Origin of the sequence: Dysgonomonas mossii, from assembly GCF_004569505.1 — a bacterium.
Taxonomy (GTDB): Bacteria; Bacteroidota; Bacteroidia; order Bacteroidales; family Dysgonomonadaceae; genus Dysgonomonas.
On the sequence record NZ_SPPK01000007.1, the window covers coordinates 105,635 to 126,067 of the forward strand.

Below are 20,433 nucleotides of genomic sequence, written 5' to 3' on the forward strand. Positions count from 1 at the left end.
TAGTATTTTCATATATTATTGACACACATAGCCTATAAAAGAATGATAAATAAAATACTTATTAACATTTTTCCTAAGTGGGCTCTTAAAAGTTTAATTGACTGCGCATAGTGAGTCTTTACCGTATGGATAGAAATTTGCATTTTATCAGCAATTTCTTGATTCGATAAATCGCCTTCCATTTTTAATAAACAAACTTGTCTTTTCTGTAGAGGCAACATCTCCAATGCTTTTCTGAAAAGCATCATTAATTCTTTTTGCTCAATAATATCGAATAGATTATCCTCGTAAGATTCTACAGATAAAGCTAACTCATAATTCTTTTTTATAGCAGTATTATTATCTCTGATCTGGTTTAGTATATAGTTTTTCGTTATGGTATAAAGAAAATTCTTTAGGCTGACTTTAATCTTAATATCCTTACGAAATTCCCATAATTTAGAAAAAACATGCTGAATGGCATCCTCCGACATATCTCTATCTTTAAGATATGTATAAGCTAATAGATACAATTGTTTATGATATCTATTATATACGATAGTAAAAGCCTCCTTATTGCTTTTCTGTATCAAAAAGAATAAGTCAGAATCGTCCATCTGTTGATCTATACGCGCATGTAGTTTTAGAGACATACTGAATTAAGAAAGGTTAACGATACAAATCTACTAATTTTATATATTCAAGACCAAAAAGCTCAATAGCTTTTGGCTGAAAGTTTCTATAATTGATCTTTTTATCTAAATTTGCAAAAGAAGCCGCTTAAAACTGTATCAACACTTTATTTATTTAAAATGAGGATTATATATATATCATCGTTGTCTTTATTGTTTACCTCGTGTAACTCGTCTTGGTTTGTAAATATAGGCATAATTGGCATTATGGCAATGTTCGGGATTATGTTATTATCATTTGCGTTAATGTTTTTCTTGATAGCACGCCGAAAAAAGAAAGGAGAAAAGAGCTTAGTTAAATTTAATAATGACCTATATTTTGCATTAAAAAAATTAGACACTCCTCAACAGAAGGTAGACATGCTAAGTACCCTCATCGAACGAATAAATAATGATGAGAAATATAAAAAAGATACCGAATGGCGAAACAAGGTATTACTGAAAACATATGTACACCTTGCTACAGCATATTATCAGATGGGAGATGAAATGCGAACATTGAATGTATGCTCCGATATTATAGACCTCGATCCCAAAGATGCGATGTCATACTACAACCGAGGCTCAATATACAGCAATATGGGACTATACGATAAAGCCTTACAAGATCTGGATAAAACGATCGACTTACAGCCCGATTATGCCAGTGCGTACAACAATCGCGGGTTAGTATACGAAAAACTTGAATATTACGACAAAGCCATACTTGACTATAACAAAGCCTTAAAGCTGGAAAATTCAGCAATAGCTTATTATAATAGAGGAAATACTTACTATGAAATGCAAGAATACAATAAGGCTCTACAAGATTACCAAACTGTAATAGAAATGTTAAATGATAACGATGATTCAGATCTAAGAAAAGAGGTAGAAACAAGCATTAAGATTGTAAAAAGCAAAATAGACCAATAAATAAGTATTGGCCAACAACTTACCTTCACAATTCAGATAAATAAATATAGATATAATCTTTTCTATAAGAACTAGGATTATGCTGTAGATTCATTCTGCGCAAAAGAAAGTCCGCGAAATCACCTTCGCAGACTTCCCAACCTTAACACAAACTTTACAAAACTACACAATAGAGTTGATTGCAGCCTGACTACTTGGTTCAAATGTATTTCAGGAACCAACTCTGTGTTTCTTTATATTGTATTTTTGATTGTAAATAACAAAGCGATCCTTCATTATTGAAGCGGTAATTTCACCTGACTCGATTGTATTTATCTCAAAAACGAATATTATCTCTATTTGCTCAGCAAAGATAGTAAATTTTACACATTAACAATAGATAATATCTATTTTTTTTCAAAATTAATCCTATTTTGAGATTTTACTTGCTTATTTCCTTTCTCAAGTATTCAGAAGTAAAGCTATTACCCTTTTTTACAATATCTTCGGGTTTCCCATAACCAACCACAGTTCCACCTCCAATTCCACCATCAGGTCCCATATCGATGATGTAATCTGCACTTTTTATTATATCTTGATTATGTTCTATAACGATTATTGTATTTCCTCTGTCAACAAGCTTATTAAGGACTCCGAGTAAAACTCGTATATCCTCAAAATGCAGGCCGGTAGTAGGTTCATCCAATATATAGATGGTATTCCCTGTATCTGTACGTGCTAGTTCGGTTGCAAGTTTAACACGTTGAGATTCCCCACCGGACAATGTGGTTGAAGGTTGTCCAAGTTTTAGATACCCAAGTCCCACTTCTTGCAATACTTTAATCTTATGTAGTATATTAGGAACATTCTCAAAGAACTCTACAGCCATATTGATGGTCATATCCAAAACGTCTGCTATTGATTTCCCCTTGAATCGGACCTCTAGCGTTTCTCTATTATAACGCTTACCATGACATTCTTCACATTGCACATATACATCCGGTAAGAAATTCATTGCGATGGTTTTATAGCCGTTACCGCCACAGACTTCGCAACGACCGCCTTTTACATTAAAAGAGAAACGTCCGGCTTTATAGCCTCTTATTTTAGATTCAGGAAGATTGACGAATAAATTTCTTATATCTGAAAAAACGCCCGTATAGGTTGCAGGATTCGAACGTGGTGTACGTCCTATCGGCGATTGATCTACACTTATCACCTTATCCACAAGATCTATTCCCTCAAGCGTTTTATAAGGTAATGGATCAGCCAAAGACCGATACAAGTGTTGACTCAGAATAGGTAGTAATGTTCCATTTACAAGACTCGATTTTCCACTACCCGAAACACCCGTAACACAAATAAATGTATTTAAGGGAAATGAAACATCCACTCCCTTAAGGTTATGTCCGGTTGCACCTTTCAATGTTATCTTCTTTCCATTGCCTTTGCGTCTATTCTTAGGTATCTCAATTTCAAGCTTACCATTCAGGTAATTAGCTGTCATTGTATTGGTTTTGAGCATATCGTCGGGAGTACCTGCAAAAACAACCTTCCCTCCTCGCCTGCCCGCATAAGGCCCCATATCTACAATATAATCAGCTTCCAGCATTATGTCTTTATCGTGTTCTACTACAATAACAGAATTGCCTGTATCACGTAGCTTTTTTAACGAATCTATCAGCCTTGTATTATCTCTCTGATGAAGTCCGATACTAGGCTCGTCGAGTATATAAAGCACATTTACAAGCTGAGAACCGATCTGTGTAGCCAAGCGTATACGTTGACTTTCACCTCCCGAAAGAGATACGGATGGACGATTTAGAGATAAATAATTAAGACCGACATCTAATAAAAAAGACAAGCGGGATACGATCTCCTTCTTTATTTCTCCGGCAATCAGCTTTTGCCTTTCAGAGATATGTACATCCATATCTTGTATCCATTCGAAGAGATGCTGAATATCCATCTCGGCAAGATCGGCTATATTCTTATCATTTATTTTGTAGTGAAGAGCTTCTTTACTCAATCGTTGCCCATTACAGTCGGGACAAACATCTGTTTTGATAAACTGTTCTGCCCACTTTTGTGCCGAAGCAGAAGAATCACTATCCTGCTGCATTTCGATATATTTGGCAACACCCTCAAAAGCGACTACATAATTAGAACTTCCTAAAGACTCGTTCTTAATTTGCAAACGCTCTTCTGTTCCAAACATGATTTCATCTATTGCTTCCTCAGGAACATCTTTGATTGGAGTCTTAATCGTAACACCATGCTTCTCACAGATAGCCTCTATCTGCCAGAAGAATAATGAGTTTTTATATTTTCCTAATGGGGCTATACCTCCCGCATAAATACTCAATTGTGGTTTCGGCACAATCTTTTCCATATCTATTTTATTCACTACTCCCAACCCCTTGCAACGAGGACAAGCTCCATGTGGAGAGTTAAAGGAGAATGAATGCGGAGCAGGATCACTATAAGATAACCCTGTAGACGGACACATCAATTGGCGGCTAAAATGCCTTACCTCCCCTGTATCTACATCTTGTATCATGATCAGCCCATCGCCTTGCTTCATTGCTGTGCGCAAGCTGGTTTTGAGATTATCAGCAAATTTATTGGAAACAACCAACTTATCAATCAGGATTTCTACACTATGCATCTTGTATCTATCGAGACGCATACCGGGTATAATTTCACGAATTGCACCATCCACACGTACTGTCAGATAACCTTTTTTATTTATTTGCTCAAACAACTCCTTGTAGTGACCTTTTCTGTTACGAACAACGGGGGCAAGCAAATATACTTTCTTCCCGATATAACGTTCAAGGATAAGCTCTAAGATTTGGTCTTCGGTATATTTAACCATTTTCTCTCCGGTAAGATAAGAATAGGCTTCTCCCGCACGAGCATATAATAGGCGAAGAAAGTCGTATATTTCGGTAGTTGTTCCTACTGTCGATCGTGGGTTACGATTTGTTGTTTTCTGTTCTATAGATATTACCGGACTCAGACCTGTAATTTTATCTACATCAGGTCTCTCCATACCCCCCAAGAAGTTACGCGCATAAGCCGAAAACGTTTCTATATAACGCCTTTGGCCTTCTGCAAAAATAGTATCGAATGCTAATGATGATTTGCCACTTCCACTGAGTCCTGTAATCACAACAAGTGAATCTCGTGGAATTTCTACATCAATATTTTTAAGATTATGAACACGTGCGCCATATACATTTATGACGTCTTTTTCTTCGGGTATAGTTGTCTCCATCAAATTTCCAAACGCTCCTTGTCTAATTATGCATATTTTAATTAGTCATGCGAAATCCATGCTTTATCATGGACTCTTACCTTACTACCTTTCTTGTAGTATAATGATTCCTGTGTAGGAATAAGAATTGTATATGAACTTTGGCTTTTAGCCGAAATTGTTAATTTACGATCTCTCAGCCAGCTATTAAAATCTTTCAATTGTGCATATGTCAACCCTTTTTCTTTTGCAAAAGATGCCAGATCGGGAATCGATTCTGTTACTTCAACTTTTGTAAATTCAATCGGTTTGTACAGATCTTTTTCTGTGAGGATAAATCCATATTTGGAAGGATTTTCAAATAGCAACTTTATAGCCAACATTCGAAAATAATAGCGTGAAGTCTCAGAAACGAGCCACAGATCAAGACTTTCGTCAACCTGTTGTTTATCTAGCTCTCCGCTGATACGCCCCTGTCCAGCATTGTATGACATTGCCACGCTTGTCCAACTGCCATATTTATTGTAAGCTTCCTTCAGATATTTACATGCAGCCTTAGTTGATTTTTCTATCGAATATCTTTCATCCACTTCAGAAGAAACCTCCAATCCATATCCGGGTGCGGTTTTTGGCATAAACTGCCATAGTCCGGCTGCGCCGGCAGAAGATACTGCTCTATGGTCTAAACTACTTTCTATTACCGCCAGATATTTAAAATCTTCAGGAATTCCATTTTCTTTTAAAATCGGCTCAATAATAGGAAAATATCGATTCGCTCTTTTTATAAGTAATAACGTCGTCGAATGTAAATATGTAAATCCGTTTATCTCTCTATCGAACCTCTCATGAAGATCGTATCGGTCAAGCTTTATCTCCTCCCCTGCAAAATCAACCTTCTCGGGAATGTCTATAGATTTCGTCATAGATAAGACATAAGGAACTTTAGACTCTGTTTCGCTATGGCTATTATTCGACAATAACACAAAAGCTAAAACACAGACACAAACAACTGGAATAGTGAACAATAATACTCTCTTCATTTATCGCTAGTTTTGTAATATTTCATTAAAAAAATAGCTATCAAAGGTACAATTTTATTTCTGGAAGTAAAAGTCCGACAAACATTGCTTATCTATAATTTATCTTAAAGCAGCATTTTTTGAGCATCACAGCCCTTCCTGTTTTTAGTATTCGAATTTTCCTTGTTGACAAAAACAGTCCTTATAAACAGATTCCAGGTCCTCAACTTGTTCAGTGAAAATACCATAAACGGATGAACCTGAACCCGACATTGAAGCATACAGCGCACCCTGTCGGTACAAACTATTCTTTATATCGCCTATAGCCGGATATTTAGCAAACACACTTTCCTCAAAATCATTCTCCATCAAACCTCGCCATTCTGCAACAGGTAATTTTACGATTTTCTTCAGAGACTGTTTTGGTTGTTTTGGTGAAATCAAAGCGAAAGCATCTTTTGTAGGTACATGTATCTCAGGCTTTATCAGTACAAAATAATAGTTTTTAAGAGACAATTCAATCTTTTCAAAAACCTCACCTATTCCTGTGGCAAATACGGGATGATTATATATAAAAAAGGGACAGTCGGCTCCAAGCTGGACAGCCAATCTGATTAGTTTCTCATCAGACGCATTCAACTGAAAAGTTTGGTTCAACAGCTTAAGCATAAACGATGCATCAGCAGACCCTCCCCCCAAGCCTGCACCAAACGGTATTTTCTTTAATAAATGAACTTCCACAAATGGAAAATCATAATGTTTTCGCATTAAGGACAATGCCCTCATAACTAAATTTGTTTCGGGTGATGCATCAACCTTAATTCCTGATTCGAAAAAAGTATCCCTCCCTTGCCCATCTTTTACAATGATTTCAAGAGCATCTTTTATCGCTAAAGGATAAAAAACTGTTTCAAGGTTGTGATATCCATCTGGTCTCTTTGATACTATATTCAACCCTAAATTTATTTTGGCATTGGGAAAGGTTATCATATTTCTATTTTGAATATAAGTCTAATGATTTTTGATAGTCTGCCTCAGAAGCAAAACTTCTGTGTATAATAAGAATAAACGAAGTCTTTACTTTTGAGACAGATTTTTTTGATATAATTATTACACCAGTTTTTTTATTAAAGCCTCTTTATCTCCATATATATAGTCGATAACAGGAACCTCTATCATTGTATAAGCTCCCGGCGCTTGTTTCATCGTAGCCCTAGCCGAAGCAACTAGTACCTGAGCTGTTAAAGCAGGATTGTTGATCTTCATATTAAAGTCTAAGAGCTGATTCTGAGTTGCACCCGATACACCTTTACGAACCATATTCACTCCATGTCCCATATCTTTCAAGTTGTCTACATTTTCAACCTGCATCACATGCGTTTCATCATGTGCAAAATAGTCATCACTTTTTATTGCTGCCGCTACATCAGAAAAGTTATAGCCTTCTTCGACCTCAATATATACCATACGACGATGAATACTAGTGCCCAGTGGAATAGTCATCGACAGTGCCGCCTTTACTCCCTTAATAGCTTTTACGGCAACAGTATGTCCCATACTCATACCCGGACCAAAATTTATATATGTTACGCCTTTGGGTGCCATAAACTCAAACATGGAACGGATCATAGAGTCTGTACCCGGATCCCATCCTGCAGATATGATAGATACCGTATTATTCGCTTTGGCCACAGCATCCAGCTCACGGCGTAAATTTACAATACCACCGTGTATATCATAACTATCTACCGTATTGATACCCAACGCCAGGCACTCTTTAGCATATTCTTCAACGCTGCGAGTGGGAGTACAAAGCACAGCCACATTCACGTCTTTTAGTTCTTTTATTGATTTTACGACCTGATACTTTTTTAGTTCATCAGGCACATTTGATGGATCACGACGGACAATACCGGCCACCTCAAAATCGGGTGAAGCAATAATTGCATCCAATACATACTGTCCAATATTTCCGTAACCTACAATAGCTGCTCTAATTTTATTCATTGATATTGATTTATATTTGTTAGATTTATAACTATAATTTCTTATTAATCAGACTATATCTGAGTGGCTTCCTTCATAAAGTTGTACAGCCATTCCATAGCATGAAAATCGTCTTTTATCAAATTGGCAAAATCAGGAGAAAACAATTCCTCTCCTACAGGTCGTGTCTTACTTACCCATATCCCTTTGCGTTGTATCCATGGTTGGAAATACTCGGGTAGATCATTAGGTATAGGTCGCTTATATTCCTCGCCATTTATTACATATCCCCGATCTAATACAGAAGCTTGAGTTACTCGCTGAAACTCCTCAGCATCATAAGTAACCTCGTCTCGGAAAGCATCCATTACTTTTTTCTTTGGCTGAAACAGCCCTAAGCCAAGCGTATATCCGGTAGCCGATATCTCCATAAAGTATCCCGGATAATCTTTCCATATATCGTTTGTTACGGGGATCTGAAAAGCCATCCACATAAAATCTTTATAGGGATCTTTATTCTTCGAAAAACGTGTATCTCTATATATCCTCGATAGGCATCGGTGGGGACGTAATTCAAAAGACTGATCGATATTATGCATTGCGGGAGACAAAGCTGTAACCAATGCCTTTAATGGATTCAACAGCTCTTTCTCATATACATGTTTATTCTCATCAAACCATTCTTTATAGTTGTTCTCTTTCAGGTCTTTGAGAAACTGAAAAGTATTTGGAGTAAAGCCTTTGAATGTTAATTCTTTCATATCTATATTAATCCTTTATATATGATAATTTTTTATTCCTAAATATAAAGGTAAAAAAATAGCAGCTTTTTACAAAACTGCTATTCTTTATTTATTCTATTTTTATTTTGCAAGTTGCATTATAACAGCCATTACCTCAGCTCCGATATCCTCTGCCTTTTTCATCGAATGAGCTTCAGAATACACCCGGATAATAGGTTCGGTATTCGACTTACGAAGGTGCACCCATTTGTCTGGGAAATCTATTTTCACACCATCTATATCTGTTACATCATATTGAACATATTTTTCTTTAACAGCTTTCAGTATAGCATCTACATCGATACTTGGCGTTAGCTGTACCTTCTGTTTCGCTATAAAATATTCGGGATATGATGCACGTATTTCACTTACTTTTTTCTTCTCGTGTGCCAAATGAGAAAGGAACAATGCAATACCTACCAAAGAGTCACGTCCATAGTGGCTTGCAGGATAGATAACACCACCATTTCCTTCTCCTCCGATCACGGCATTGGTAGCCTTCATCAGCGTAGTTACATTCACCTCTCCTACTGCAGAAGCATTATATTCACAACCGTATTTACGGGTTACATCACGCAAAGCACGGCTAGAGCTCAGATTGGATACAGTATTTCCCGGAGTATGTTTCAACACATAGTCTGCAACAGCAACCAGGGTGTATTCTTCTCCAAAAAACTCTCCATTCTCGCATACAATAGCTAAACGGTCTACATCCGGATCTACAACAAAGCCCACATCAGAAGGTGTGGTTTTTACCATTGTAAATATATCTTTGAGATGCTCTGGCAGAGGCTCAGGATTATGCGGGAAATCACCATTCGGCGTGCAATAAAGTTCATTGACTCTATTTACTCCCAAAGCTTTTAATAGTTTAGGTAGTACAATTCCTCCCACAGAGTTTACACAATCGATAGCTACTTCAAAATCTGCTGCTTTAATGGCATCTACGTCTACAAGCTCTAAATCTAAAACCGCCTGTATATGTTTATCTGTATAGTCTCTTTCTGTAAGCGTACCAACATGATCTATATGTGCATAATCAAAATCTTCGGCCTCAGCTATACGAAGAACCTCTTCTCCTTCTTTTGCATTTAAGAATTCTCCTTTTTCATTCAGAAGCTTCAATGCATTCCATTGTTTTGGATTATGGCTGGCTGTGAGTATAATTCCACCACATGCTTTTTCCATTGTTACGGCAAGCTCAGTAGTAGGTGTTGTAGCCAAACCAATATTAACGACATCAAAACCCATCCCCATAAGAGTTCCGGTAACAATCTGTTCCATCATCTTACCAGAGATACGGGCATCGCGTCCAACAACTATTTTGTTCGAATCATTATTCTTACTTTCTCTAATGAAAGTTGCATAGGCTGATACAAATTTCACAGTATCTAAAGGGTTTAGTCCATCACCGACTCTACCGCCAATGGTTCCTCTAATTCCTGAAATAGATTTAATTAAGGTCATTTTTATTATATTAATGTAGTAACTGTCTAAAACTTATTTTGCATCAGGTACAATTGTATATTTCAGACGTCCAAAATATATCGGCTCGTACGATCCTGATTGCTGATAATAAGATCCATTTGAAAAAGGAACAATTAAACTTACCTGTGCCTGATTTCCCAAATTATAATCTAAAGGCAAAGCACATCCCGGTGAAAGGAAATAATACATATAATACTCGCTAGACAAACTATAGATATAGTTGCTATTACTGAAGAGATACGAACTGGTATTTCCATAATCCATGTACATATATGCAAATTCAGTAACCCCTTGAATGTCATTCGTAATTAAAGTATCCGGATTTGTTTGCAGCATTTTTGTATCATAAAAACGCATTGTTACGTAATCTCCTGATTTAATCTTGTCTTTTGTGCCCGAATCAATTACATGAATATAAATACCTGTATTAGGTTCTTTAAAATATTCTTTATCTTTAAAAACTCTGGTTTCGGGATATTTATTAATCACCTTTATACCTGATGTATCGATAAAGCGATTGATTGTTTTCTCTTCTTTCTTTAACTTATCGGCATAAGTCTCGCTTCCACATGCAACAAATATGATCGCAAATCCGATAAAAGCAAATATAGCACCAATGATTTTTTTCATCTATATTTATGTTATTTAGTAAGTATATTATTCTTTTTCAATAAGTCACCAAATTCGGGTAAGGCCTTTTCAAATATTGCAATAGCCTCATCCATTGTTCCGTAAAACTCTCCTCCCGCTGCATTCAGGTGACCACCACCGTTAAAACATTTAGAAGCAAATTGATTGCTAGGAAAGTCTCCTTGTGAACGAAACGAAATTTTTATAAAATCATTGTCTTCACGAATAAAAACTGAAAAAATAATTCCTTTTATATTCAACGGCAAATTTGCAAAACCTTCAGTATCACCTTTTTTTACATTATATCGACTTTGTTCCTCATTCGTCAGCCAAATGAGAGCTGAGTTATATTCCGGATAAACCTTCATTTTCTCACTTAATGTATATCCTAACATGCGATAACGATCTTCTGTATAGTTATGATATACATTCGAATATATCTGATCTTTATTTATTCCTTTTTTCAGTAATTCTCCTATGATATAATATATTTCAATATTATTGGAGTTGTAAGTAAATGCTCCTGTATCGGTCATCATACCGGTATAAATAGCAGTAGCAGTATTATAACTCATCACTTCAAAATCGCCCATACGGCAGATCAAACGAAACACGAGCTCGCTAGTAGATGATATTTCAGGGTATGAAATCATCACATCGCAGAACTCTGTTGGATCAGGGTGATGATCTATCAAGACTTTCTTTCCCTTAGCAGCCTCAATAAATGGAGCCAAATGGTGTGACCGCTTTGGCACATTAAAGTCGAGACAAAAGATAAGCTCAGCCTCTGCTATAAGCTTTTGAGCATATTCGGGATATTTTTCATAATCAAAAATATCCTTCGCTCCGGGTATCCATTTCAAAAAATCAGGAAATGAATTAGGAACTATAATATTTACATCATTACCCAAGTCATTCAAATAATGGTACAAACCAAGAGAAGATCCAATAGCATCTCCATCAGGAGAAACATGGGTAACTATTACAATTTTGTCATGTTGATCGAGTAGCTCTTCTACCGCTGTTATCTTCTGACTAGCTATTATTTTCGATATCATTTACAAGAACTCCTTATTCTAATTAAAATACAAACAACAAAAGTACTAAAAAATCAAACTAAATGCACCACTTTGAGTTACATCATGATAAGTAATATTTAGTTTTTGACATTCTTTAGCTAGTCGACGCCTAGTATATCTTGATAATGAAGCATCTAAAACTACATTTTCTATCCAAAAGAGCTGAGTTAAAGAATATAAAGAGAAACTGTTACTGTGAGTAAGCACCAAATTGTTAACCTTAAATCTTTCTTCTGTAGCCTGCTCTTTCCAGTTATCAGAAGACAAAATCAGCATATTGTTTGTTTGATAACCAATGTATATATAGCCACTCGTGGTATCACCCGGTAGGATATCTGTTTGAACCCCAGACTTACTCCATTTTATCTCTGAAGCCTGACTTCTATTATAAACAGTTATCACTTCTGTATTATCAACGACCTTGCTGTGAATATGACTCGTAAGCAATACCAATATGGCGGTTAAGCCTACAATTAAAGCCTTCGATTTCTTATATATAAGGAAAACAATATCCCGATTATCATCGCAAAGATCAACCACAAGTCGATAAAAGAAACTTTTACATTTTGCAAAAAAGCAAAGGGTAATTGTTCAAACAAATGAATTACGTAGGTCATAAAACTAATTAATACCTGTAAAAGTTTCACCGGAAGATAGTATAAGTAATAACTAAAATCAGAGAATACAAAACTCAGCATTTTTGCAAAGACAATTCCTCCAGCAGCATACATAATCAAAGAAACGACAGGGACTATAATCAAATTGGCAATAAAGAAATATGTAGGGAACGTTCCGAAATAGTAAAGGCAAATAGGAAACGTAGCCAACTGTGCAACAACTGAAAGAGCAAACATCTGCCAGATATACCTTATGTATTTATTCTCTATCTTAATCAGACCCGACATCTTTGGGTGAAGATATAAGATGGAGAGTACGGACATGAAACTTAATTGCAGCCCAATATCAAACAAAGAGAAAGGATTGACTAAAAGCATAAAGAATGCGGCGATGAACAAGGCGTGAATAGAAAAGCTTTTTCGCCCAACGATCTCCGATACACAAAACACACTTAACATTGCGCTTGCCCTAACTACCGAAGGAGGCAAACCCGTAATAAAAGCATACCCCCATAATAAAAGAATTATAAGGACTGGCTTTATCCAATAGTACTTTGAATTTCGATGAACAAAGCCCAGCAGGAAAGTCATCATTACATAAATAATACCAACATGTAATCCGCTCACGGATAAAACATGTACGGTTCCTGTCGTCCTGAATCCTTGTTTCAGATCATCACTCAATTCGTTCTGATAGCCAAGAGTCAACGCCGACAGAACAGCATACTCTGTCTCTTTCAGATTCAAAGCCTTATAGAAATCGAGAATAGCTTGCCTGCAACGTAAAGCTTGATACTTAAAGTTAGATGAGACTTCACCTGTCCTTTTATAAGCATCTGATGAGACATAAACAGAACCTACAAAGTTTTGATTATACATATACCTGACATAATCAAAATCATCAGGATTACCCATATTTCGGAAGGGCTGAACCTCGCCATAAAAAAGGAACTCATCCCCCGGATTCAATCGATCGGAGATCAACGAATCTCTTTGAAAATAACAGACTACCTGCTTATCTTCATCGGGCAAAAATACCCTATATGCGACAGTCTTAGCTTTTTCTTGAGGAGAGTCTGTTACAATACCTCTATAAAGGTTTCTTGTCCCCGAAAAAGTATATTCAGATAAGTGCTGACGATGCGCTGTCGAGAAAGCTCCTATTCCGACAGTTGCTAAAACTACGCCCAAACCAAAGAGCCAGCGTAAAGAAAATCGCCGATCTTTTGGCACAAGATATGACAAAAGCATAGCCATAGTTCCTGACAGGAAAAAGACTATGCTTATATATTCGTTCTTAAAATAGTACTGAAACAGAATACCTACAATCAGCGAGAGCAAGAGGAAAAGGAATGGTATTTTCGACAATGGATTTCTCATTCCACAGCACCTGTTAAAATACTACATCAAGTCTATTACAGACTTTTCAGTTTATGAATCATTTCTGTCGGGTTGGCATCTGCAAATACAGCATTCCCGGCAACCAGAACATCTGCTCCGGCATCGACCAAGCGTTTTCCCGTTTCCAAATTTACACCTCCATCTACTTCGATAAGTGTATGTAACCCTCGTCTTACAATCATATCTTTAAGACAAGACACTTTATCGAGTGTGCGCTCTATAAACTTCTGACCACCAAAGCCCGGATTAACAGACATAAGCAATACCATATCCAAATCCTGAAGTATATCTTCGAGTAAACTAACAGGAGTATGAGGATTTAAAGTAACGGCAGCTTTCATCCCCGCATCGTGTATTGCTGCAATAGTTCGATGCAAGTGTACACAAGCCTCGTAATGCACATTCATCAGATATGCACCTGCATCCTTTACAACAGGAATATACTGATCGGGGTTTACAATCATCAGATGTACATCCAATGGTTTCTTTGCCATTTTACTGATCTGCTTAATTATCGGAAAACCGAACGAGATATTGGGAACAAATGTTCCGTCCATTACATCACAATGAAACCAATCGGCTTCACTATTGTTTACCATTTCTATATCGGCTTGCAAATTAAGAAAATCAGCTGACAATAATGACGGAGCTATTTTATGGTGCATACTATTGAATTATAAGTTATAAATTTGATGTTATCATCCTTCAAAGCAAAAATACGAAAAAGAGCACAAGTGACAAAAAGAAAAAAGGTACAAACATCAAATGTCTATACCCTTTATTCTTTTCTGAGAGATTTATCAATTCACACAAAACTCATTTAGTGATCTTGGCAAAGATTTCTCAGCATAATATGTTCGTGCAAACTGTTTCAGAAAGTCCAGCGTACTTTTGGCAGGTGCGACAACCTCCCCTTCATTATCAACACTTTTGCACAGCTTATGAGTATAGTTTTTTTTCATAGGCAATTTCCTTAAATAAGTTAGTTCTATCTATGAAACGCCATCCTTAAACCTATATTGTTTATGATCTAATATTTAACATTCTAGCTCATACGAGTTTTATAATCCTCGTAACTAAATTCCCTGTAAATCTCCAACTGGTCAGACTTATTCCAAAGAGCAATAGCCGGATGAGATATACCATTAAACATAGTAGTCTTCACGATTGTATAATGAATCATATCTTCGAATATAATCTTATCACCTATAAGAAGAGGTTCATCAAAAGACCATTCTCCAACAAAATCACCACTCAGGCAACTACTTCCTCCCATACGATAAGTTGGCAGTCCTTCTACCGGTTCGTGATATGCGCCTCTGATATGCGGTTTATAAGGCATTTCCAAACAATCGGGCATATGGCATGCAAAAGACACATCAAGTATTGCTGTCTTAATACCCCTATTCTCTACAATATCTACCACTGTAGAAACCAGAACTCCTGTTTGCCAAGCAAAAGCACTTCCCGGCTCCATGATAATCTCAAGATTGGGATACTTCGATTTAAAAGATTTGAGTAAGCCGATGAGATGTTCCACGTCATAATCTTTTCGAGTCATAAGGTGTCCGCCTCCCATATTAAACCACTTCACCTGCGACAATAAATGCCCAAACTTCTGCTCAATCACTTCCAGGGTTTTCTCTAAGTCGTATGACGATGATTCGCACAATGTATGAAAATGCAGTCCTTCTACACCTTCGGGTAACTTGTCACCCAACTGATCCAAAGAGATACCGAGACGTGAACCCGGAGTAGCCGGATTATATAAATCAGTCTCTACTGTAGAATATTCGGGATTGATACGTAAACCGCAAGATATTTTATGAGAATGCTTCAACGTTTCAGGATAAAACCGATCGAACTGCGATAAAGAGTTGAACGTAATATGACTGCTATAACGCATGAAAAGAGGAAAATTTTCGGGTGTATATGCAGGAGAAAAAGTATGCGCCAAGCTTCCCATTTCTTCATACGCCAATTGCGCTTCATACACAGAACTTGCTGTAGAACATGGAATGTATTCTCTTATAATAGGGAACGATTTCCACATTGCAAACGCCTTGAAAGCTAATATAATATTCACTCCTGCCCTATCTTTTACCGATTTGATAAGACTGAGATTGTTTCTAAGCAATTCTTCTTCCATCACAAAGCAAGGTGACGGTACTTTATTTATTTCTATCATTTTTATTGATTTTTTCGTCAAAAAAATTACAAGTTGCAAAGGTCGTGATTTTATTCTCGATGTTTAAATAATTTAGTATAAAAAATTAACCTCTTTCTTTACTATGATTAATCTTCCCTATAAAACAGATCAGCTTTTATTTTACTTTCTTCACATCAATAAAACTTAATACTAAACTATTTACTAATTTTACCCCCTCTTATTATATGATAATTTCAGAATGAAAAAATACAACCTCCCCGATATAAACCGCCGGACAGATACTGTCATATTGGCAAATGGCAATTTCCCTTCCAATCCTTTAGCTTTATCGATACTCAACAACTGCAAGTACCTTGTATGTTGCGACGGGGCAACGAATAATCTGACAAACACAAGCAGATTACCCGATGCAATAGTTGGAGATTGCGATTCACTCTCGGAAGAGAACCAAATACGGTTTGCAGATATTATACATAGAATACCCGAACAGGAGACCAACGACCTTACAAAAGCCGTACGATTCTGCTTGAAACAAGGAAGAAAAGAGTTGACGATACTCGGCGCAACAGGCAAACGGGAAGATCATACCATTGCCAATATAAGCCTGCTATGCGAGTATATGAATGATGCCGACGTGGAAATGATTACCAACTACGGTGTATTTAACGGAATAGGCTCCACCTCTATTTTCGAAAGCTATAAAGGGCAGCAAGTCTCTTTGTTCTGCATAGATCAGAGCATTGTAACATCACACAATCTTTTGTATGCTATCGAAAAACGGATATTTACCAACTGGTGGCAAGCTACCCTGAACGAGTCTACAAGCGATGAGTTTACGATAGAAATAAACGGACGTATGATCGTTTACAGGGCTTTTTGACATCCCCAAGCGTTAAGCTCCTACCTCACCGATTTCCTTCGCCTTATATGCCATCGCATAAAAACGGATTTGCTTTATCATAGACACAAGCCCGTTGGAGCGTGTAGGCGAAAGGTTTTCTTTCAGCCCAATCTTCTCTATAAAGTAAAGATCGGTATTTATAATTTCATCCGGCGTACGGTTCGACAACACCTTTATCAGTAGAGCAATAATGCCTTTTACGATTACGGCATCGCTCTCCGCTTTAAGCACTATTTTACCGTCGATGTAATCTGCCTGTAGCCATACACGGCTTTGGCAACCAACAATAAGATTGTCTTCTGTCTTATTCTTATCGTCTAATTTATCCAGTGAATTTCCCAATTCTATCAATAATGCGTAACGATCCATCCAATCGTCAAACATCGAAAATTCTTCTATAATCTCGTCTTGAACTTCGTTTATTGTAGCCATTTATTCCCTCTGTTTATTTTTCCTTATATACAACCTCCAGCACTGTTTGTCCTACGGCCTTCAATGTTTCTTTACTGATATTACGCATATCATCTTTTTGTGTATGCCATGAGTGGAAGAACCCATGATCCATATCCTGACGGTAATCGATAATATCGATACTCGGTATCTTGCGAATCTGATTTACAGGAACATGATCGTCTGTTACTCCACCCACATCTTTACCAATAAAGAACTTGCCATAACTAAGCAGTCCGGCTGTTCTCCATACTTTTTCAAGTATATCTTCTGCATATTCTTTGGATATTGCTTCTCTATAAAAGGTTGCACCTTCTGCTCCAACCATATCCAATAATATCCCGAATTTAGCTTTATAGTTTGGCACATGCGGATTATTTGCCCAGTACTGAGAGCCTAAACACCATGTTTCTCCTTTAATCAAAGATTTCTCCGCAAAAGCAGGAATACCATAATCTTCTGCATCAAAAAAGATGATATCTACTCCTACCTCAGGAGCTTTCGACTGAAGTACTCTTGCTACCTCCATCAATACTCCTACTCCACTGGCGCCGTCATTAGCACCCAGCAACGGTTTCTTTAGATTAGCCGGATCAGGATCCTGATCTGAGTAGGGACGTGTGTCCCAATGAGCAAAAAGTAGCACCCTGTTTTTCTTATCTAAGCCATAAGAGGCTATTATATTGCGGGCATTAAGCTTTGTGCCATCGTATGCCGTTACAACCATCTTCTGTTCCTGAACTTGTGCTCCGAAACGTTTCATTTCGGCTACCAGATAATCGCCGCAAGCAACGTGTTCTTTAGTGTTCGGCACACGGTATCCGAATGCAACTTGTCTGTCTAAATAAGCGTATGCACTATCGGCGTTGAAGTCCGGCGATACTTTCTGATACGAGTCAGCCATCGTATTCGCATTTTGAGTTGTTTTACCACAAGAGCATGCTATAAAAATCAAAGACATGCATGTAATGTATATGTTCTTAATTGCCATCTTATACTAGTTTATTTTACAGAATACAATCTACAAATATAGAGATTTGTTGTGAGGTAGAGGTTTCATTTAAGAGTTTTTTCGATTAGTACCTTCACTACACTAAAACAAGCAAGGCGTCTAACTCCGAAAAGTGACAAAAGTAACACATATCATACTGTTTATATATTGTCACCCTCTGTAAAGATATCCGGGAGGTAAGACTTCGCCACTCCTCTCAACCTTAACGAATTTCGGTTTGAGCTCAACTTCCGAGTTTTCATTACTTGCTTCATCACTCTCTACTGTAGAACAATCTGCTATATCTTGTGGCTTGGAAGATATACCGTCTTTTTGCGGATGTAAATCTTTGCCTTTTTTTGGGGTGCTTCCTTTCCTTAAATTCTCACGCAACAGATTTAGATTCTCCGCTGTTTTCGGATCACGAACAATAATGGTTAAAGCAGACTGGGAGTTCTCCTCTTCTTTATTGGCTTTACTATCTTGACGAGAAAGTGTAAGTTTTATCGCATGGGTATCAGGGGCATATTCTTTTTGTTTTACGATCTGCGATTTTAAGACCAGCTCATCAGGATTATTTTTATCGGGAACGTATATCGTCTTTGTCTCTGTAAGGGTATAACCTTCCAGCTTCCTTTTTAGAGACTTACGAGCCAGTATCAGTAGTTATCATCACGACGGTCTATCGCTTTTTCTATTGCTTCTCTGAATTCGGGCTTTGTATCTTTCCATTCATAAAAAGACTTTCTGCTGATTTTTAATATGCTGCATATCTCCGAGATAGAATAAGTATCTGCTTCTATCAGTCTAACAATCTTCTCTACTAGTTTTTCTGTGTACTTTGCCATATCTATTATAATAAGTTGTTTATAATAGATAATTATTTAGGAAAGTGATAAATATGTTTTAGATGGATATCTTTTCAATTTTTCTTTTGCTTCCATATAGCATCAGCAATAGATCTGTATCTTCCCCAGAATTTATAATGAGTAAGAGAGAAAAATGAAATTAGCCGTCCGGTGTATTTATTCAAAAGAAAAAGATGTTGAATCCGATAGAAAAAAATAAGAAGAATAAAAAAGACGATAAAAGAAAAGACTTTTTCGACAAAAGGATAATGCAAAAAATCGGAAGATAATTTGTTTAACAGATAAGTTGCAAGTGTAGAATAGAATATACTTATAATAACAAAGAGTCCGTGAGCACTTTCTATTGCTCTTTTAGGACAAAGAGACATACATCGCATACAACTTTCACACTTCAAGAGCCAAAAAGGACGCTTGTTTAATATTTTGATTGCTTTTACAGGACATTGTTTCACACAGAGCTGGCATCCATCACAAGCTGTTGAAGCATAGAATGATTTTGCAAAGGCAAAACGCCCTGCAATATAATATCCTAAAGATATAGGGGATATCAGTATATCTTGAACAATATCCCTGTATGATACAAAAACAGAATTTCCTTCAAATATCCTGTCACAATATTTCTTTACTTTATAAAAATTAGCTTCATGCAAAAATGCCACAGCATTCTTATTTAATGCCGGATGAATCGACATCCAATTAGACGGCATATCGAAAGGTATTTGTCCTTTAATCTTATACCCTTTCATTTTTAGCATTATTGTTGATACAAAAAATGCGATTCCAGTCAAACCCGGTGTTACCGTTTTTCCAATCTTTAGTCCGGCTCTTGTATTCATTAGTATAATATCGTTAGAGCCTTTTGGAAATCGGCGAATAAAGTCGAGAGTTATTGGGGGATAGTTGAATCCATGTATTGGTGAAATAATAATTACCAAAGTGCCAGGATCTATGTCAATACTGTTGTGTTTTGCTGTATCGATATTCTCTAAATTGCATATTATATTCTTTTCGGCAGCAAATTCTCGAATCCAATAGGAAATCCTTTTCGCATTCCCTGTTCCCGAAAAATAATAAATCCTTATTTTTTTATATACAAGCATTCAGCATATCAGATAAGATTATAATTCAAAGATAGTTACAAAAATAATTTTCGCTTCATTTTTCGATATAAATCAATAAAAAAAATAAGGTGACTACTTATGACAATACCCTAAATGAGATTGTCTTAT

The 20,433-nt window shown here is 36.7% G+C and carries 21 protein-coding genes; 2 read left to right on the forward strand and 19 right to left on the reverse strand.

Annotated elements, in window-relative coordinates:
• Window positions 1-32: 32 nt before the first annotated feature.
• Window positions 33-632: an RNA polymerase sigma factor gene (locus E4T88_RS16365; RefSeq protein ID WP_135107333.1), complete on the reverse strand. Its 600-nt coding sequence runs from the start codon at window positions 630-632 to the stop codon at window positions 33-35.
• A gap of 159 nt (window positions 633-791) precedes the next feature.
• On the opposite strand from E4T88_RS16365, the gene E4T88_RS16370 reads away from it, so the two are divergent.
• A complete protein-coding gene (locus E4T88_RS16370) occupies window positions 792-1,583 on the forward strand; it encodes a tetratricopeptide repeat protein (protein ID WP_228093981.1) in 792 nt (263 codons plus the stop codon).
• A 421-nt stretch (window positions 1,584-2,004) separates the two neighbouring features.
• Here E4T88_RS16370 and uvrA read toward each other — a convergent pair whose 3' ends face one another.
• The 13 genes from uvrA to nspC all read right to left on the reverse strand — a co-directional run bounded on the left by uvrA (window position 2,005) and on the right by nspC (window position 16,011).
• Window positions 2,005-4,842, reverse strand: a complete 2,838-nt coding sequence (gene uvrA / locus E4T88_RS16375; protein ID WP_135107335.1) for an excinuclease ABC subunit UvrA — start codon at window positions 4,840-4,842, stop codon at window positions 2,005-2,007.
• Window positions 4,843-4,883: 41 nt separating this feature from the next.
• A complete protein-coding gene (locus E4T88_RS16380; protein ID WP_135107337.1) occupies window positions 4,884-5,861 on the reverse strand; it encodes a lytic transglycosylase domain-containing protein in 978 nt (325 codons plus the stop codon).
• A gap of 144 nt (window positions 5,862-6,005) precedes the next feature.
• A complete protein-coding gene (gene ispE / locus E4T88_RS16385) occupies window positions 6,006-6,830 on the reverse strand; it encodes a 4-(cytidine 5'-diphospho)-2-C-methyl-D-erythritol kinase (protein WP_135107339.1) in 825 nt (274 codons plus the stop codon).
• A 120-nt stretch (window positions 6,831-6,950) separates the two neighbouring features.
• Complete coding sequence (locus E4T88_RS16390; RefSeq protein WP_135107340.1) at window positions 6,951-7,847, reverse strand: diaminopimelate dehydrogenase; 897 nt, start codon at window positions 7,845-7,847, stop codon at window positions 6,951-6,953.
• A 53-nt stretch (window positions 7,848-7,900) separates the two neighbouring features.
• Window positions 7,901-8,587 (reverse strand): DUF2461 domain-containing protein, encoded by a 687-nt coding sequence (locus E4T88_RS16395; protein WP_135107342.1) that lies wholly within the window; start codon window positions 8,585-8,587, stop codon window positions 7,901-7,903.
• Between the two features lie 102 nt (window positions 8,588-8,689).
• A complete protein-coding gene (gene glmM / locus E4T88_RS16400; protein ID WP_135107344.1) occupies window positions 8,690-10,075 on the reverse strand; it encodes a phosphoglucosamine mutase in 1,386 nt (461 codons plus the stop codon).
• Between the two features lie 33 nt (window positions 10,076-10,108).
• On the reverse strand, window positions 10,109-10,726 hold the full coding sequence (gene bamK / locus E4T88_RS16405; RefSeq protein WP_135107346.1) for a BamK family beta-barrel-assembly machinery protein: 618 nt from the start codon (window positions 10,724-10,726) through the stop codon (window positions 10,109-10,111).
• A gap of 11 nt (window positions 10,727-10,737) precedes the next feature.
• Window positions 10,738-11,784, reverse strand: coding sequence for a DHH family phosphoesterase (locus tag E4T88_RS16410; protein WP_135107348.1), 1,047 nt, complete (start codon window positions 11,782-11,784; stop codon window positions 10,738-10,740).
• Window positions 11,785-11,829: 45 nt separating this feature from the next.
• The gene (locus E4T88_RS18325; protein WP_228093989.1) at window positions 11,830-12,345 is read right to left on the reverse strand and encodes a hypothetical protein; all 516 of its coding nucleotides are present in this window, start codon (window positions 12,343-12,345) and stop codon (window positions 11,830-11,832) included.
• Window positions 12,279-13,802: a ComEC/Rec2 family competence protein gene (locus E4T88_RS16415; RefSeq protein WP_228093986.1), complete on the reverse strand. Its 1,524-nt coding sequence runs from the start codon at window positions 13,800-13,802 to the stop codon at window positions 12,279-12,281. The genes E4T88_RS18325 and E4T88_RS16415 overlap by 67 nt, the downstream gene beginning before the upstream one ends.
• 35 nt (window positions 13,803-13,837) lie before the next feature.
• Window positions 13,838-14,488 (reverse strand): ribulose-phosphate 3-epimerase, encoded by a 651-nt coding sequence (rpe, locus tag E4T88_RS16420; RefSeq protein ID WP_135107349.1) that lies wholly within the window; start codon window positions 14,486-14,488, stop codon window positions 13,838-13,840.
• A gap of 135 nt (window positions 14,489-14,623) precedes the next feature.
• Window positions 14,624-14,785: a hypothetical protein gene (locus E4T88_RS18030; protein WP_006844154.1), complete on the reverse strand. Its 162-nt coding sequence runs from the start codon at window positions 14,783-14,785 to the stop codon at window positions 14,624-14,626.
• 83 nt (window positions 14,786-14,868) lie between these two features.
• Window positions 14,869-16,011, reverse strand: a complete 1,143-nt coding sequence (nspC, locus tag E4T88_RS16425; RefSeq protein ID WP_135107351.1) for a carboxynorspermidine decarboxylase — start codon at window positions 16,009-16,011, stop codon at window positions 14,869-14,871.
• Window positions 16,012-16,231: 220 nt separating this feature from the next.
• On the opposite strand from nspC, the gene E4T88_RS16430 reads away from it, so the two are divergent.
• On the forward strand, window positions 16,232-16,873 hold the full coding sequence (locus tag E4T88_RS16430) for a thiamine diphosphokinase (protein WP_135107353.1): 642 nt from the start codon (window positions 16,232-16,234) through the stop codon (window positions 16,871-16,873).
• Between the two features lie 12 nt (window positions 16,874-16,885).
• Here the strand turns inward: E4T88_RS16430 and E4T88_RS16435 are convergent, their stop codons facing one another.
• The 5 genes from E4T88_RS16435 to E4T88_RS16450 all read right to left on the reverse strand — a co-directional run bounded on the left by E4T88_RS16435 (window position 16,886) and on the right by E4T88_RS16450 (window position 20,304).
• Entirely contained in the window at window positions 16,886-17,326 is a 441-nt protein-coding gene (locus tag E4T88_RS16435; RefSeq protein WP_006844157.1) for a SufE family protein, read from the reverse strand.
• Window positions 17,327-17,339: 13 nt separating this feature from the next.
• Complete coding sequence (locus E4T88_RS16440; protein WP_135107355.1) at window positions 17,340-18,335, reverse strand: M28 family peptidase; 996 nt, start codon at window positions 18,333-18,335, stop codon at window positions 17,340-17,342.
• A 171-nt stretch (window positions 18,336-18,506) separates the two neighbouring features.
• Window positions 18,507-18,728 carry a hypothetical protein gene (locus E4T88_RS18330; RefSeq protein WP_228093987.1) on the reverse strand — a complete coding sequence of 74 codons (222 nt, stop codon included), beginning with the start codon at window positions 18,726-18,728 and terminating at the stop codon, window positions 18,507-18,509.
• 266 nt (window positions 18,729-18,994) lie between these two features.
• Window positions 18,995-19,183 (reverse strand): transposase, encoded by a 189-nt coding sequence (locus E4T88_RS18335; protein ID WP_228093988.1) that lies wholly within the window; start codon window positions 19,181-19,183, stop codon window positions 18,995-18,997.
• 74 nt (window positions 19,184-19,257) lie between these two features.
• Window positions 19,258-20,304 carry an EFR1 family ferrodoxin gene (locus E4T88_RS16450; RefSeq protein WP_135107357.1) on the reverse strand — a complete coding sequence of 349 codons (1,047 nt, stop codon included), beginning with the start codon at window positions 20,302-20,304 and terminating at the stop codon, window positions 19,258-19,260.
• Between the last annotated feature and the right edge of the window lie 129 nt (window positions 20,305-20,433).